Source organism: Synechococcus sp. R55.4 (assembly GCF_047461935.1).
Taxonomy (GTDB): domain Bacteria; phylum Cyanobacteriota; class Cyanobacteriia; order Thermostichales; family Thermostichaceae; genus Thermostichus.
The window spans coordinates 25,995-40,618 of the sequence record NZ_JANSIF010000025.1 but is presented as its reverse complement, the minus strand read 5'-3'; the positions used below and the strand labels follow the sequence as shown (position 1 = coordinate 40,618).

Below are 14,624 nucleotides of genomic sequence, written 5' to 3'. Positions count from 1 at the left end.
CCAGGAACTTCTTGAGTTTTCTCTATCTCGTCAGTGCTCTCTTTTGGCTCAAATGAAAGATCAACACAACCTAGGACACCGCACCCACACCTAAAACGCTGGTCGCGTCAGTGTTGCGGAGCAATGTAACCCAGGCGCTCACCCTAACCTGAAACAACTAATATCCTGGCATCCGAATCCGAAGGAGAGCCGGAAAACCGAGTAGGACACGGATCCCTACCACTTGCCCTCAAAGCCCTAAAGGTGGCGAGAACCGGGCCTGCGCTATTGAGGTTATTGAGGATCTCGCCAAGCGCTGCGAAGCCTTGCCCAACACCTGAATTAGAGTCATCCCAATTTCAGTCAGACTTCTTTAGGGTTTCATTTCCAAATTTCTTCTATCCAATAGATTTTGCAACCACACCTGAATATCGCGCAGACTCTCCGGGGAAACTTCATGGCCCATCTCGTACTCGCGATAGGTGAAGTTCAGTGGCAGCGGGGCAAAATAATCCCTGATCTGGCGGCCAAAAGCAATCGGCAAAACAGCATCAGCAGTGCCATGAACCACCAGGATGGCCAGGTGTTTCATCCGCTCCGGCTCCACCGCCTCGGCCAGGATCTCTGGAGATAGGCGCCCACTCATTGCCACCACCCCCGCCAGCTTCTCCGGCTGGGTCAGAGCCAAGTACAGGCTCATGATCGCCCCCTGGCTAAACCCCAGCAAATACACCTGCCTGGGATCCAAGGCAATATCCGGGATCCCATTGGGCAGCGCCTGTTCCAGAAAGCGGCTCAGGAGCTTGAGGCTATTGCGCGCTTGCTGGGGATCCCCCACCAGCCCTTCTGGCGTCCAGGCCATTTCAAACCAGGCAAACCCGCCCACACTCCCGCCCACACTCCAAGGAATAGGGGCTCTCAAGCTAATCACCGCCAACCGGGGATCCAGATAGGGGGCCAACTGGAACAAATCCCCCTCGTGGCTGCCGATCCCGTGCAGCATCACCAACACAGGTGCGGATCCCAAGCCGACCTGTCGAGGCGGCTGAAAGCGGTAGGTGAGGGGCAAAGAAGAAGGCACGCAGCGGATCCTCAAAGGCGGAGACAAGGTATGGCCGGCCTACGCCCAATCCTGGGGCTGGCGAAGCACCTGATGGAGCTTGGCTTCCCACGTGTCCGGTTGCGGCTCGTAGCCATATTCCCAGCGCACCAAGGGGGGCAAAGACATCAAGATCGATTCGGTGCGGCCTTGGGTCTGTAGCCCGAAGATCGTGCCCCGGTCGTAGACCAGGTTAAACTCCACGTAACGCCCGCGACGATAGAGCTGGAATTGCCGTTCTCGCTCTCCCCATTCCATCCCCTGCCGCCGCTCCACAATCGGCACATAGGCCGGCAAGAAGGCTTCGCCACAGGCTTGCACCAACTGGAAAAGATATTCCCAACTGCGGGATCCCACCCGCACCTGTAACGATGGTGGCTCAGAAGCCAGTTGTTCGGGATCCCCTTCCGCCTGGCCTTCAGGCCGATAGAGCAGCCCAGGGCGTTCATCCTGATAGTCGAAGAAAATGCCGCCAACGCCGCGCGCCTCGCCGCGATGAGGTAGGAAAAAGTAGCGATCGCACCAGATCTTGAAAACTGGGTAGTAGACGGGATCCAAGCGGTCACAGGCTGCCTTGAGGGTGCGGTGAAAATGGGCCGCATCCTCCTCAAACAGGTAATAGGGGGTGAGATCCATCCCGCCCCCAAACCACCAAACCGGCCCCGCCTCAAAATAGCGATAGTTCAGGTGTACCGTCGGCACATAGGGGTTGCGAGGATGCAACACCATAGAGGTGCCTGTGGCGTAGAAAGGATGCCCTGCCGCTTCTGGACGCTGTTTCAGAATCGAAGGGGGCAGATGGGATCCGAACACCTCGGAAAAATTGACTCCCCCCTGCTCAAACACGTCTCCCTGCTGAATGACCCGCGAGCGCCCGCCCCCTCCTCCAGGGCGTTCCCAACGGTCTTCCCGAAACTTGGCTTTTCCGTCCAGGGCCTCCAGACGGGCACAGATGTCATCTTGTAGGCGCTGCATGAATTGGCTCACCTGTTGACGGGCATCCACTGGCAGCGCTGTAGGGCTTGAGGCCAGCACCATAGTCTTCTAATCTCTCGAATCTAATCTCTCGAAACTCGCCAAAAACATCCCCCGCCCAGATAAACCCTCCCAGGCTGGGAGAACCGAACCAAAGAGTTCTAACCTGGCCGGGCAAGAAACTTTCTGTAAAATCCAGGCCGTTTTAGGATCTCACGTGGGAACCACCTCGTAGGGACGGAGCCGCGCCCACTTGTTCCGTTCCTCGCGAAAGCTCTGGCAGCCCACCACATCCCATTCCATCTCGGTGCCACCGTTGCGGATATTGACATTGATCTGGGGGCCTTGCGGCTCAAAATCCGGCGTCAACGTGAGATGAGGCTGCTGATGCTGCGCTTCCACGGCGTGGTAGGTGGTACAGCGGTCTACGTAGTAGCAGTGAATACAAATACACATGGCTGCTGCCTGCAAGAGACGGTTCCCAATCTCGAGGGTAGCATCCTGCCCCTTTCCAGACAGGGGATCCCCTCTTTCTCAGCCGATTCTTGAGATATTTCTTAGCAAAGAGAGGCATCTTCTCGTCTCTCGTCTAAAATCTCGACATATTTCTCAGGCTGAGGCTTGATCTGCCCTTAGGATCAAACCATCCAGGCTATCCAGAGGAACTGCCATGAACACTCACACCCGCTACCGCTTCACCTGTACCCTCTCCTTTGGAGATATCTACGGCCAGATCATCATTTGGCTGATTGTCATCTTTGCCAGCTTGGCCGCTGCCCTCTCCCTGATGAATAGCCCCCTCTACGCTTTTCTCACCATTGCCCTGATTTTGGTGATTTCTCTGCCTTTCCTGCTCTTCGCCTTCGTGACCACCCTGCTCAACCACATCGAGTTTGCCGTTGTCCCCCCTGAGGAAGAGGAAAATCGCGCTGCTGCTGCGGCTAAGTCGCCCGTGGCCGTCAGCTAGAAGCAACTGGCAGTCGGTTGGCGCTTGTCGGATGGATCCCTTGCCCCAAAGACACCCGTGCTGACTTGAAAAAAACCGCGGCTCTCTTGGTCTAGCGCTTGGGTTGGCTCCTGCAAGGCAAGCAGGTGGATGACTTTTTATTTGCAATTGTTTTACGATTGTTAATGTTAGGACTGTAAGGCACAGCTTTTTCCAGCCTTGTCCAGGTCTGCGGCTGAGCTACAGGCACCCTGTTGTGGGCAAAAGGGAGCTACGGCTCGGCTGTGGCGAGGCAGGGACTGGCTTCCTGCTCAGCAAGTTTTGGGAAAAGCGTTGAGTCGGCTTAGAAGAGGACTGGGTGTTTTGGGGCAGATGAAAAGTAGCTTGGTGCAGCTCGATTATCGAGTTTATAAGTTGGCGCGGCTGTTGAGCGAATATCTGGAGTTGGGGGAATGGGTTGCCCTGTCTGCTGGTTCGCTGGGTGAAGAGCCTTCCGGTAACGAACATCAGGCTTGGCTTGGCAGATTTTCAGCTTACCTGTCAGAGTCGGAGCAGGGTTCTTGCCCTGGCGTCGGTGAACGGGATCCCGTAGGCTAGGTAGGCCCTCCCCCACTGCACCCAACATGCGGATCCCTTCTTGGTGGCCGAAGCTCAGTTTTCAGGTTTGGCTAATCTTTGTCGGTCGGCTGCTTTCCCAAACCGGAACCGGCTTTACCCTGTTTTATGCCACCCTCTTTTTTGTCAATCAGGTAGGGCTGACCGCCACCCAAGTGGGCTTGGGGCTGGGCATTATGGCTTTTGCCGGGGTGTTTGGCCGCATCCTGGGCGGCTCGATGGCCGATGGAGCTTGGGGGCGCCGCTCCACTTTGATCCTCTCCCTGGCCATTTCCAGCTTGGGGTCGTTTGGGTTTGCGCTCTCCCATAACTTCTGGAGTTTTGCTCTGGCCAATGTGGCTGCAGGTTTGGGGCAGGGGTTGTACTGGCCGCCTGCAGAAGCGATTGTAGCGGATCTAACCACCCGCGAGCAGCGCAACGAAGCCTACGCCCTCAACCGTCTGGGGGACAACTTGGGCCTCAGCCTTGGGGTGGCTATGGCCAGCACGCTGGTGGCTCTGACGGGGGCCTATCGGCTCTTGTTTGTGATCGATGGTGTCACTTTTCTGATCTTTCTGGCGGTGCTTTGGTTTTTTATCCGGGAAACTCGGGCGACTTGTCCGGCAGCAGAGCCGGTGTTGGCAGGTTGGAAAACCGCTCTCAGGGATCGCTCCCTCTTGGTGTTTGGCCTGTCGAATATCCTGTTCACCACCTATGTCGCTCAGCTCAGCAGCAGCATGCCCCTCTACTTCCGCAATGGGGTAGGGATCCCAGAGGTGCAAATCGGCATTTTGTTTGCCTTACATGGGGCCTTGGTTGCTCTGCTGCAGATGCCGGTGGCCCGTTGGCTGAATCGCCGGACGCGCATTCAAGGGTTGCAGGGATCCGCCCTGATGTGGGGGGTAGGATTTCTCTTGGTTTGGCTTAGCGGTCTGGCGGCGGGATTGGGGTCGGTGGTGGCAGTCTTGGCGCTGGCGGTGCTCTCTTTGGCGTTGGTGAGCTACAACCCCTCTGCCTCTGCTTTGGTGGCGGATTTGGCACCGGATCACTTGCGGGGAGTGTATCTGTCGGTCAACTCTCTTTGTTGGTCGGCGGGGTTTGCCCTTGGCCCGATGATTGGGGGGATGGCCTTGGACTTGCCGCAACCGTGGGCAAGCGGGCTGTGGATCTTTTGGGTGATCACCGTCAGTTGGGTTTGGGGGATCCTCGGCTTTCTAAACCGCATTCTGCCCTGCAAGGTGAATAGAACCGCAGCGCCTCTGGTGATGGAGCCCGCTCCCCTCGGTGATGCGGAACGCTAGAGCCTAGAAAGGAGACAGATCTCGGGATCCCAATCTTGGCCAACAGTTTGCCAGGGTATGGATGATGACTTTTAGATGGAATAGATAGAACGCCAGGGATCCCTGGCTAGCGCTGAAATTGCAGGGCCTTTCCCCGCACCGAGGGATCCACACGGCCATTTTGAAAGGCGATCTGCCCGCCCACGAGGGTTAGCAGTGGCCAGCCTACCAGCTCCCACCCTTCAAAGGGGCTCCAGCGGCATTTGGTCAACAGTTCTTCTCGCCGCACCGGCTTGGGGGTATGGCGATCCACCAACACCAAGTCAGCATCGTAGCCCACTTGCAGTCGTCCTTTGTTAGGGATCCCGTAGAGGCGGGCCGGCGCCTCACACATCCACCGCACCACCTGCGCCAGCGTACAACGCCCCTGCTGGGCTGCCGTCAACATCAGAGGCAAAGCGGTTTCCACGCCGGGCATACCGGAAGGGGAGTGGGGATAGGGCTGAGCCTTTTCTTCCAAAGTATGAGGGGCATGGTCGGTGGCAATGCAATCCAGGATCCCGTCGTGCAGCCCCTGCCACAGTTGGGCCAGGTTAGCGGGATCCCGCAGGGGGGGGTTCATCTGGGCCAGGGATCCCAGACGAGCGTAATCGGCGGTGCTGAGCAGTAGGTGTTGGGGGGTCACCTCTGCCGTCACCCAAGCTGGCTTGTGCTGGCGCAGCAGCTCGACCTCTAGACCGGTGGAAAGGTGCAAAATGTGTAGGCGATGGCGGTAGCGGGTGGCCAAGTCCAAAGCCCGCCGTGAGGCGATCAGGGCCGATTCCTCGTCCTGAATTTGCGAGTGAACAGCTACGTCTGTGCGTCCGGCAAACAGGGCCTTACGAGCTGTGATGCGAGACAAATCTTCGGCATGGACGGCAATTAAAAAGTTGGGATCCGTTTCCCCGAAAATCCGTTCTAGCGCCGCCTGATCATCCACCAAGAGGGGGCCATGCATGGATCCCATGAAGATTTTGATGCCACAGGCTCCCTGCACCGTTTGCAGCTCTTTTAGGTTATCGGCAGTGGCCCCGATAAAAAAGCCGTAATTGACTACACACTTGCTGGCCGCACGGGCCAGCTTGTCATCCAGCGTCGCTTGGTCAATCGTCAGGGGGTCGGTGTTGGGCATCTCCAAAAAGCTGGTCACCCCGCCCCGGGCACAGGCCCAGGATCCCGTCTGCAGGTCTTCTTTGTGCTCGCGGCCAGGCTCGCGAAAGTGAACTTGGGGATCGATAACCCCCGGCATCAGGGTATGGCCCTCAGCGTCAATGATCCTTGCCACCCCTTCTGGCGAGAGGTTTGGGCCGATTTGGGCAATGCGCCCCTCCCGCACCAGCACATCTCCCCGCCAGGGATCCCCTTCCGGCACCAGCAGCTCAGCATTTCGGATCAGCAAATCGCCAGACAAAGCTCCGCCCTCCCTCAAAGGCGCTCTCAGAATAACACCAACCCCAGTCGGAGCGCGTTAAGAATTGGCTGAGCACCACTTCATCTGCAAAAGGGCTGTAATCTGGGATGGGGGCTAAGATCGGTAGGATGTCCGACAAGGGGCTGTAGCTCAGATGGATAGAGCAAGCGCCTCCTAAGCGCTAGGTCGGCGGTTCAAGTCCGCCCAGTCCCGTCTCCTCAAGCCACCAAATCTCGCCCAGGCAAGTCAATGATAAAGGTTGCAGGAGTTGTGCAGGTCGTAGCCAGAGACCAGAACCTCTTGCTGGCGATCCCCGAGGCCAATGTCACAGCGCAGGGGATCCCCACCAGCAGTTGTGTAGGTGTAAGACTCAGTCATCCAACGAATGCCGCTTGGGCCAGGTGTGGGAGGAACAACTTCGGGGAGACGATAGTTGGGGGCTTGCCAGGGATCTTGCAGATAACGATCCCCGTGGATCCCTCCGAATTGAATATCGGCGTAGCTGGAAGGATAAACCGTAAAATCCATGCGGAAGATTTCTGAAGCGCGGCCAATGGTCGCCAAAGCTGTTTGGGCTTCAGCAACTCTGGAGCGGCGAATGTGGTTGAGCAGGTTGGGAATGGCCACCGCGCAGAGAGTACCGACAATCACGATGACCACCAGCAACTCGATCAATGTCATGCCACGAGGAGCCGCAGTGGCCAGACGGAAAAGGATTCTCCTGAGATAGACTTCATGAAGGGAAAACCGATTCATGACAGCCTCAGCCCCACTTTGGGAGAAATCAGGCACCCGGCTAAACCCGAAGGATCTTGCCCTGGTATTCAAGCCTTTTCTTGGTCTCAGGTTACCCTTCGCAGACCCAAAACTTTCCCTGTCAAATCACGCGAACTCCTGAATCCAAAACCTCACTGGCTATCAACTGTGGGTAAGTTTTTTATAAACTGGCCTCAAGTTTTAAGCTCAGATAAAGCTGGGTTCACTGTGAACTATTTTCGCGGTTGTCTGTGGGGTGGCACTTGCTGCCGCCGCGGACTCTCATGGGTCATTCGTTTTTGGGAGCTCAGCAGATGAATTTATCCTCTCTCATTTGGTCAGGGAGGTCAGGCTTACTCTCGGAGCAAGATTGCCAGACAGCGGCGAATCAATACCTCGCTCATGCGTTGGCGGTAAAGGGCGCTGGCCCGAAAATCCGCGATCCAGCCGTGGGCTTGCTCTGCCAAAAGTTGGGGAAGATGTTCTGGATCGGGCCGGGATCCCATCTGGATCAGTTGTGGGGGCGAAAGGGCGGCATTGAGCCCGAAGCGATAGTTGCCTGAGTCGGGATCGCGCGATCCGGCAACGATCACCAGGGCGGGATCCGTTTGGGTGATGCCGAGCCGCTGAAAGGTGCTGGGGCCGCGCAGCCGTTGGGCCGGGATCCAGATGGATCGCAAGGCTTCGCCCGGCTGCAGCAGAGTTTGTTGGGGGCCGATTTGAAAGTCCTGAGCGGGGATGTGGCGCAGGGATCCCTGCAGATCGATCAGCGTGTAGGTGGCCTCAAGGGCGATCAACACGGGCGCTACGACACCGACACTCAGGGCCAGGCAGAGATTTCCCCCTATCGTTGCCAAGTGGGCCACCTTAAAAGAGGCCAAAGACGCCATTCCCTCGCACAGGGCGCGGATCCCTGGCCAATGGGGTGGCCAAGGGTATTGCAGCAGTTGCTGGAAGGTACAGGTTGCCCCCAGTTTTAGCCCTTCTGCGCTGATTTCCAGCTCGTTCCAGTCCAGAGGATGCAAATCGACCAGTCCCCGCAGGTGGGGTTGCGGCTGTGAGAAGAGCCAAGTCCCCCCGGCCAGCCAGTTCCAGCCGGGATCCCATGCGGTCAAGTCCTCAAGCTGTCGGGGACGAATGTAAGTGTGCAGATGGTGCAGATCCATGGGTTCTCTCAGGCAGGGATCCAGACTGCAGGCTTCAGGGGGCTAGAGAGCTTCCTGAAAGCATTGGGCGAGGGCCTGGCATAGCTCAGGGACAACATCAGCAGGCCAAAAACCTTCTCCGCGCCGGCCTTGATGCAATTGCACGTAGAGGCCCCAGGCAGTGGCGCTGCCGCTGGCTATCAGGGTCAAAGCAGGGAAAGTCTGCTCCAGCGTAATGCTCTCCTCCGCCATCAGTTGGGAGGCGATGGCCTCCATATCCTGCTGCAGGCGCTGCACCCCCTGCACAAACGCTTGCCACTCCTCCTGAGTGAGCTCCAGCGCCCAGGTTTCTCCCCCCACCAGCGCAACAAAAGGGGAACGGGTGGGATCCCAGCCCAGCCGCCAGCCGGATCCCTTGTGCAAAGAGGGGCGGCGTCCCGCCGTGGCGATTGGGAACCCGTCGTCGGGAACAGACATGCGAGGAAAAGCATCCATGGTGCTCCGCACCGCTAACGCGACCACTGCAGGTGGGCCAGAAAAGATGCGGGTAAAATCGACAGGGTGTGTTTTAGGATAAAGCGGCCATGGCCAGTTGTCAGCCTCCCACTGCCAAACCTCGCCGGTTTTCAAGGACTTCGTCCTGCAAGCAGAGCACCCTCATTTCCGGCTTGGGCCTGTTGCTGACGGCCTTGGCGCTCCATGCCGCCGACGCGACCGGCGTTGGCGAAGAGACCTTTGCCACGGCGGCCACCCCCGAAAACCCAATCCTGCACATAGGCATTGTGCAACGCTTTGGCCGTTCTGAGACGGATCAGGTGGAGCTGGCAGCGCCGACGGGATCCCTTCTCACCCTGGAATTTGCCCAAGCAGACGGCAGCACCCAAACGCAGCGAACGCCTCGGGTCAGCATTGGCATTGTCAATCGCGCCCTGACCTCCCCGGAAACCGTATATCGTCTAATTCTCAGCAGCCACAAAAGCTTTGAGAGTGCCGAGGCCAATGCCAACCATTGGCAGTCTCTGGGCATCAGCACCGAGATCGCCCAGCCGCAAGAATGGCAGGTGTGGGCCAGCCGCGCCTACACCCCGCAACAACTGGCCCAGATTCAGCAGTATGCCCAGAAAGAAGGGATCCCCCATGTGCGGCTCGAGGTGCAGGAGCGGCGAGAACGGGCGGAGCTGAGCTGGATCCATGAACACTTTCGCTACCACCGCACCCGCCTCAGGGTGACCTCTGATGCCGGCTATCTACGGGTGAACGACCACTACTATGCCGGATCCATCACCTTTCAGCCCAATGCCTACGGCAGCTACACTGTGGTCAATGCCGTGCCTCTGGAAACCTATTTGCGGGGGGTAGTTCCCCACGAGGTGGGGCCAGGGGCCCCTTTTGCCGCGATGGCCGCCCAGGCGATTTTGGCGCGCACCTACGCCCTCAAGAACCTCCACCGCTTTCAGGTTGACGATTATCAGCTCTGCGCCAATACCCATTGCCAGGTTTACAAGGGGTTGACCGGAACTCACCCACGGGCAGACGAAGCCATTCGCCAAACCAGTGGCCTGGTGCTCACCTACAATGGCGAGCTGGTGGATGCTGTCTATTCCTCTACCAATGGCGGCATCTCGGCGGCCTTTGAAGATGTTTGGGACGGGGATCCGCGCCCCTACCTGCGCCGGCAAGCGGATATTGCCCATCAACCGGGTAAGCCCTTGGATTTGCGGCAGGAGAGCAGCTTCCAGGCGTTTTTGGCCCAACGAGAGGGCTTCAACGAAGCAGGGGTATCCCGCCTATTCCGCTGGGAGTTCTCCCTATCTCTGGAGGAGCTGAACACCCAGTTGCGCGCCGGCCAAGACTACCTGGGGATCCCCATGCCCACTTGGAGCAGCATCGCGGGAATGCAGATCCTGGAGCGCTCCGCCAGTGGCCGGGTGCAGGCGATGCAATTGGACTTGCAGACGGCAGAAGGGATCCACTCCATTCTTTTGCGCAAAGATCAGGTGCGCTTGGCTTTTCCCCGCCTGTACAGCACCCTGTTTCGGATAGAGCCTCTCAAACAAGGGGAGCGATTGGCGGGCTATCGCTTTATCGGCGGCGGCTTCGGCCATGGGGTGGGCTTGAGCCAGTACGGCTCCTATACCCTGGCTCGGCAGGGGTTTAACGCGGCGCAAATCCTCGCTTTTTACTACCCCGGCACCACCTTGGCCCCGCTGGGATCCCTCTCCCTGCAGTTGCCTGCCGTCTCAGCAGCCTACTCCGTCCGCTAGAGATTCAGCTAGAAGCCACAGGAGCCCTGCCCTCTGCCCACAGGGCGAGGGTCGGGAGGAATGCAAGGTTGTGTTGATCTTTATATTTGAGCCAAAAGAGAGCACTGACGAGATAGAGAAAACTCAAGAAGTTTCTTGCCAATTTGTCAAAACGAGAAAATAGATGTCGGTACTGCTTTAAGATCAACACGACCTAGCTTAGGGCAACGCTGAAGAACTCCACCGCTTCTGCCAACACGTCCAAAAAGCGATCCACCTCCGCCAAGGTGTTGTACAGGTAAACACTGGCTCGGGCAGTGGACTGTACTCCCAAATAGCAATGGAGAGGCTGAGTGCAGTGGTGCCCTGCTCGAACGGCAATGCCCTGCTCATCCAGCAAGGTAGACAGGTCGTGAGGATGGACGGCCTCCACCGAAAAGCTGACCAGCCCTGCCCGTCGCGCCGGATCCTTGGGGCCATAAACCCTAATACCCGCTATGCGCTGGATCCCGTCCAACAGGTGGGCAATCAACCTTTGTTCGTGGGCATGAACCCGCTCCAGACCGATCTGGCTCAAGTAATCTACGGCTGCCCCTAACCCCACCGCCTGGGCAATCGCCGGCGTACCGGCTTCAAATTTGTGGGGGATATCCGCATAGGTGGCGTGATCCCAGTACACATCGGCGATCATCTCTCCCCCGCCCAAAAAGGGAGGCATCGCTCGCAGCAGCTCCCGCCTGCCGTAGAGGACGCCGATCCCCGTCGGGCCACACATCTTGTGCCCCGAAAAGGCCAGCCAATCGCAATTCAGCGCCTGGACATCCACAGGCATGTGGGGCACGCTCTGGCAAGCATCCAGCAGAACCTTGGCCCCGTAGCGATGGGCCAGCTCAGTCATCTCCTGGACGGGATTGATGGATCCCAGCATGTTGGAGACCTGGGTTACCGCCACCAAGCGGGTGCGGTCGCTGAGCAAAGACCGGTAGTGCTCCAGATCCAGCTCTCCCTCTGGCGTGATCTGGATGAACTTGAGGTGGGCTCCCGTCCTTTGGGCCACCCATTGCCACGGGATCAGGTTGCTGTGATGCTCCATCACCGAGAGGACGATCTCATCCCCCCGCTCCAGATGGCTCAAGCCCCAACTGTAGGCCACCAGATTGATGGCTTCGCTGGCATTGCGGGTGTAAATGATCTCCTGAGGAGAAGGCGCGTTCACAAAACGAGCGATCTTTTCCCGCGCCCCCTCATAGGCATCTGTGGCTTCGTTGCTCAGCGTATGCACCCCGCGATGCACGTTGGCATTGCAGTGTCGATAGTAATGATCCATCGCCTGCAGGACTGCCAGTGGCTTTTGAGAAGTGGCAGCGTTGTCAAAGTAGATCAGCGGGTGGCCGTTGATCTGGCGCTGCAAAATCGGAAAATCTGACCGCACCTGGGCAGCCAGGTCGAAAGAATGATCAAGCTTGAAAGAAGAAAGGGGGGATACCGCCATAGTCTGCGCAAAAGGCCTGCTTCCCTCAGTATGACATTGCTTCCGGCCAGCCCTCGGCCAACCCCTCTGCCCAAACCGTTGCAACGGCCAGGGATCCCTTCCGCCCTGACCTGAAAGCGAAACTTGTCACAAAATGTAACCTGATGTTAAGATTAGTTACAGCAATCGATATGAGGTATTGACAATGCAATCTTCTCCCAGGATCCCTTCTCGCTTGGACTCCGCTTCTGTTGCCCAGTACTACGACACCACCAACGACTGGATTCCGGGCTGGACGGAGCAAGCAGAGCGTTGGAATGGACGCTTGGCCATGTTGGGCTTGGTGATCAGCATCGCTACGGAAGCGGCGTTGGGCCACAGTGTTTTTGCCAGCACTCTCGCCCAGTGGCTAGGTCTGCAATAACCTGCAATAATCTGTCAAAGAACTTTTCGGTAGAGCCACATCGGGCATCTCACAGACTTTCTCTTCGGCTTTGAGATGTTACAGCTCTACCCTTTTTGGGAGCTTTTTCATCCTTCAATCCCTATCTTGACAATCCAATGATGCTTGACAATCCCTTCCTCCCCTACATTGCCGTAATGGTGGCCGGGTTGGTGGCTGCTGTTGTGATTGGTTCGATGGCTTTCTTCAACTCCAAGCGCCCTGCCGGTTGGGAGAGTGCCAGTCGCCCGCGGTATGTGCCGCAGTACGGTCAAGATGGCGATACCCCGCCGGAGTGGGAGATTGGCTGGACGGAGAAGGCGGAGCGATGGAACGGACGGCTGGCCATGCTGGGGTTTGCCATCAGTGTTGTGGTAGAGGCCATAGTGGGCCACAGCGTGTTTGCCTCTGCACTGGGGATCCGCTGATCCCAGTTGAAAGCTGTCTGATGGCTGGAAGAATTGGAAAATGGCAGCCGGAGAGCTCCGCCTCTCTTCTTCTGGCTTTGACTAAGCCTTTGCCAGTACCCCAAGCTGGAGCTGGCCGCAGATGCAAGTCACTGCTGGCCTTCAGCCTTTACCACTGGATAATCTTTTTCTGAACAGCTGTCATGCACATGGCAACGCGGGCGTTGATCTCATCCTCAGAGCCGAAAATATCTAGCTTTTCTTTGAGCCTTTGGATACAGTTTTGTACGGTCTTCTTGCTGGTGTGAATGCGATCGGCAATGGCTTGGTCGGTGAGGGCTTCTTTGCAGAGCAAATTCAAGACCTCAATTTCTCGTTCCGTCAGCTTCGTAAGACCGCGCAACTCCCGCGGCATGCGCAATTCTCCATTCAGGGCGCTTTTGGCCCCCTCCAGAAACACGGTGCGCCGTTCCATTTTGTTGACCGCGGCAAACCCACCCTGGTGTTTGCTGATCAGGCCCACCAATGGAGTTAGCAGCAGCGGCTCGCTGGAATAGGCCATCACATTTAGGGTGGGGTAGTTCTCAAAGATATGACGCAGGAACTCTAGGCCAGGCTCGGCAGACTGCTCCCCGCTGGTTTGACCGTAGAGCAGATCGGCTACAACCAAGTCCGGTTGTTCCCGCTGCAAGCGCAGGATGGCGTCCATAGGGTTGGTGACCGTAATGCACTGAGCATCGGCTGCAATCCGTTGCAGCCACTCACAGTTGTTCTGGGCCACCTCTGGATGATCTTCGACGATCAAAAACTTGAGCGGGGCAGTGGCGCTTTCAACCTCGGGCATCAATCCACTCCTCTAAATCCTTATCTTGTAGTCCATTCTCTGCCGAGCGAGCTTGGCCGAGATGCGTTCGTCGGTAAGGGATCCGTCTGCAAGCATAGCTCCCAGCCGACTACCCCAGTGTAGCCTCAGGTAGGGGCTTAGAGGTGAGCCTGGGGGGTGGGAAAGGACAGGTTAGGCTAGAGGGTGACGTCGACTGGATCTTAACTGTGGTACCCCTGCAAGATCGCAACCCAACCACCCGCACAGCCTATGTCACTTATGCCCTGGTGATCGTTAACATCTTAATTTTTCTGTACCAGCTAACCCTGTCGCCACAAGAGCTGGCAGCTTTTTTCCGGGAGTGGGCAGTGGTACCGATAGAGTTGACGGCCAGTTTTCGAGGGGAGATCACCTCTTCGTCGCGTCCAGAATGGGTAACCCTATTCACCTCACAATTTCTGCATGGGGGTTTTCTCCACATTGGCGGGAACATGCTTTTTTTGTGGGTTTTCGGCAACAACGTTGAGGATCGCTTGGGCCATGTGCGCTACCTCATCTTCTACCTGACTTGCGGAGCTTTGGCTGCATTAACGCAGTGGTTTTTCGATATGGGATCCCCCATTCCTTCACTGGGGGCAAGCGGCGCTATTGCTGGCGTATTGGGAGCCTATATTTTGCGTTTTCCACGGGCCGAGATTCTGACCCTGGTGCCCTTGGGTATTTTCATCACAACCCTCTACGTTCCGGCTTGGGTGTTCCTAGGCTTTTGGTTCATCCAGCAAGCTTTCTACGGCATTGCCAGCCTACAGACGCCTACCAATATCGGTATGCAGGGTGGGGGAATTGCTTACTGGGCCCATGCGGGCGGTTTTGTGTTTGGGGCCATTTTGGGGCCGCTGATGGGGTTGTTTTCCGGCAAAAGCCCTTATGACCGCCAAATGACTTGGCAACAACGTGACAGGGATCTGTTTTGATTTGATCAGCTTTGATACTTTCTCAGTCTATTGTTAATCG

At 57.3% G+C, this 14,624-nt stretch carries 16 protein-coding genes, 1 tRNA gene and 1 pseudogene; 8 read left to right on the top strand and 10 right to left on the bottom strand.

The annotated features are described in order from the left end of the window. Nucleotides 1–352: 352 nt before the first annotated feature. The 3 genes from NW842_RS07545 to NW842_RS07535 form a co-directional block, all read right to left on the bottom strand. The gene (locus NW842_RS07545; protein ID WP_414374686.1) at nt 353–1,060 is read right to left on the bottom strand and encodes an alpha/beta hydrolase; all 708 of its coding nucleotides are present in this window, start codon (nt 1,058–1,060) and stop codon (nt 353–355) included. A 39-nt stretch (nt 1,061–1,099) separates the two neighbouring features. Beyond that, nucleotides 1,100–2,116, bottom strand: coding sequence for an oxygen-dependent coproporphyrinogen oxidase (gene hemF / locus NW842_RS07540; RefSeq protein WP_414417787.1), 1,017 nt, complete (start codon nt 2,114–2,116; stop codon nt 1,100–1,102). A 150-nt stretch (nt 2,117–2,266) separates the two neighbouring features. After that, nucleotides 2,267–2,509: a Ycf34 family protein gene (locus NW842_RS07535; RefSeq protein WP_414358294.1), complete on the bottom strand. Its 243-nt coding sequence runs from the start codon at nt 2,507–2,509 to the stop codon at nt 2,267–2,269. A 214-nt stretch (nt 2,510–2,723) separates the two neighbouring features. Between NW842_RS07535 and NW842_RS07530 the strand changes: the two genes are divergently transcribed. From NW842_RS07530 to NW842_RS07520, 3 genes are all read left to right on the top strand, one after another. Beyond that, the gene (locus tag NW842_RS07530; protein ID WP_414348680.1) at nt 2,724–3,020 is read left to right on the top strand and encodes a hypothetical protein; all 297 of its coding nucleotides are present in this window, start codon (nt 2,724–2,726) and stop codon (nt 3,018–3,020) included. Between the two features lie 351 nt (nt 3,021–3,371). Continuing rightward, nucleotides 3,372–3,596 (top strand): hypothetical protein, encoded by a 225-nt coding sequence (locus NW842_RS07525; RefSeq protein WP_414374684.1) that lies wholly within the window; start codon nt 3,372–3,374, stop codon nt 3,594–3,596. Nucleotides 3,597–3,622: 26 nt separating this feature from the next. Further along, the gene (locus tag NW842_RS07520; RefSeq protein WP_414358292.1) at nt 3,623–4,894 is read left to right on the top strand and encodes an MDR family MFS transporter; all 1,272 of its coding nucleotides are present in this window, start codon (nt 3,623–3,625) and stop codon (nt 4,892–4,894) included. A gap of 106 nt (nt 4,895–5,000) precedes the next feature. On the opposite strand, the gene NW842_RS07515 is transcribed toward NW842_RS07520, so the two are convergent. After that, on the bottom strand, nt 5,001–6,323 hold the full coding sequence (locus NW842_RS07515; protein WP_414374683.1) for a dihydroorotase: 1,323 nt from the start codon (nt 6,321–6,323) through the stop codon (nt 5,001–5,003). 139 nt (nt 6,324–6,462) lie between these two features. On the opposite strand from NW842_RS07515, the gene NW842_RS07510 reads away from it, so the two are divergent. Further along, nucleotides 6,463–6,536 (top strand) — tRNA-Arg (locus NW842_RS07510). Between the two features lie 33 nt (nt 6,537–6,569). On the opposite strand, the gene NW842_RS07505 is transcribed toward NW842_RS07510, so the two are convergent. The 3 genes from NW842_RS07505 to NW842_RS07495 form a co-directional block, all read right to left on the bottom strand. After that, nucleotides 6,570–7,079: a type IV pilin protein gene (locus NW842_RS07505; protein ID WP_414417786.1), complete on the bottom strand. Its 510-nt coding sequence runs from the start codon at nt 7,077–7,079 to the stop codon at nt 6,570–6,572. A 353-nt stretch (nt 7,080–7,432) separates the two neighbouring features. Next, entirely contained in the window at nt 7,433–8,245 is an 813-nt protein-coding gene (locus NW842_RS07500; RefSeq protein WP_414374680.1) for an FAD binding domain-containing protein, read from the bottom strand. A gap of 42 nt (nt 8,246–8,287) precedes the next feature. Continuing rightward, entirely contained in the window at nt 8,288–8,719 is a 432-nt protein-coding gene (locus NW842_RS07495) for a DUF1818 family protein (RefSeq protein ID WP_414374678.1), read from the bottom strand. Nucleotides 8,720–8,808: 89 nt separating this feature from the next. Here NW842_RS07495 and NW842_RS07490 point away from each other — a divergent pair, with 89 nt between their 5' ends. Further along, nucleotides 8,809–10,488, top strand: coding sequence for a SpoIID/LytB domain-containing protein (locus NW842_RS07490; protein WP_414374676.1), 1,680 nt, complete (start codon nt 8,809–8,811; stop codon nt 10,486–10,488). A gap of 85 nt (nt 10,489–10,573) precedes the next feature. Here NW842_RS07490 and NW842_RS07485 read toward each other — a convergent pair. Next, nucleotides 10,574–10,669, bottom strand: a pseudogene (locus NW842_RS07485) (IS5/IS1182 family transposase); the annotation flags it as partial. Between the two features lie 12 nt (nt 10,670–10,681). Next, the gene (locus NW842_RS07480; RefSeq protein WP_414374674.1) at nt 10,682–11,959 is read right to left on the bottom strand and encodes a cysteine desulfurase; all 1,278 of its coding nucleotides are present in this window, start codon (nt 11,957–11,959) and stop codon (nt 10,682–10,684) included. A gap of 184 nt (nt 11,960–12,143) precedes the next feature. On the opposite strand from NW842_RS07480, the gene NW842_RS07475 reads away from it, so the two are divergent. Together NW842_RS07475 and psb35 are read left to right on the top strand one after the other, a co-directional pair. Next, entirely contained in the window at nt 12,144–12,362 is a 219-nt protein-coding gene (locus NW842_RS07475) for a hypothetical protein (protein WP_414374672.1), read from the top strand. Between the two features lie 137 nt (nt 12,363–12,499). Beyond that, nucleotides 12,500–12,808 (top strand): photosystem II assembly protein Psb35, encoded by a 309-nt coding sequence (gene psb35, locus NW842_RS07470; protein ID WP_414374670.1) that lies wholly within the window; start codon nt 12,500–12,502, stop codon nt 12,806–12,808. A gap of 148 nt (nt 12,809–12,956) precedes the next feature. Here psb35 and NW842_RS07465 read toward each other — a convergent pair whose 3' ends face one another. Next, nucleotides 12,957–13,631, bottom strand: coding sequence for a response regulator transcription factor (locus NW842_RS07465; RefSeq protein WP_414342386.1), 675 nt, complete (start codon nt 13,629–13,631; stop codon nt 12,957–12,959). A gap of 206 nt (nt 13,632–13,837) precedes the next feature. Here NW842_RS07465 and NW842_RS07460 point away from each other — a divergent pair, with 206 nt between their 5' ends. Further along, the gene (locus NW842_RS07460) at nt 13,838–14,584 is read left to right on the top strand and encodes a rhomboid family intramembrane serine protease (RefSeq protein WP_414342387.1); all 747 of its coding nucleotides are present in this window, start codon (nt 13,838–13,840) and stop codon (nt 14,582–14,584) included. Nucleotides 14,585–14,624 lie beyond the last annotated feature (40 nt).

Coding starts and splice junctions, on each gene's coding strand:
- hemF (WP_414417787.1), bottom strand. CDS start 2,116: ATGGTGCTGGCCTCAAGCCCTACAGCGCTGCCAGTGGATGCCCGTCAA.
- NW842_RS07535 (WP_414358294.1), bottom strand. CDS start 2,509: ATGTGTATTTGTATTCACTGCTACTACGTAGACCGCTGTACCACCTAC.
- NW842_RS07530 (WP_414348680.1), top strand. CDS start 2,724: ATGAACACTCACACCCGCTACCGCTTCACCTGTACCCTCTCCTTTGGA.
- NW842_RS07525 (WP_414374684.1), top strand. CDS start 3,372: ATGAAAAGTAGCTTGGTGCAGCTCGATTATCGAGTTTATAAGTTGGCG.
- NW842_RS07520 (WP_414358292.1), top strand. CDS start 3,623: ATGCGGATCCCTTCTTGGTGGCCGAAGCTCAGTTTTCAGGTTTGGCTA.
- NW842_RS07505 (WP_414417786.1), bottom strand. CDS start 7,079: ATGAATCGGTTTTCCCTTCATGAAGTCTATCTCAGGAGAATCCTTTTC.
- NW842_RS07500 (WP_414374680.1), bottom strand. CDS start 8,245: ATGGATCTGCACCATCTGCACACTTACATTCGTCCCCGACAGCTTGAG.
- NW842_RS07495 (WP_414374678.1), bottom strand. CDS start 8,719: ATGGATGCTTTTCCTCGCATGTCTGTTCCCGACGACGGGTTCCCAATC.
- NW842_RS07490 (WP_414374676.1), top strand. CDS start 8,809: ATGGCCAGTTGTCAGCCTCCCACTGCCAAACCTCGCCGGTTTTCAAGG.
- NW842_RS07480 (WP_414374674.1), bottom strand. CDS start 11,959: ATGGCGGTATCCCCCCTTTCTTCTTTCAAGCTTGATCATTCTTTCGAC.
- NW842_RS07475 (WP_414374672.1), top strand. CDS start 12,144: ATGCAATCTTCTCCCAGGATCCCTTCTCGCTTGGACTCCGCTTCTGTT.
- psb35 (WP_414374670.1), top strand. CDS start 12,500: ATGATGCTTGACAATCCCTTCCTCCCCTACATTGCCGTAATGGTGGCC.
- NW842_RS07465 (WP_414342386.1), bottom strand. CDS start 13,631: ATGCCCGAGGTTGAAAGCGCCACTGCCCCGCTCAAGTTTTTGATCGTC.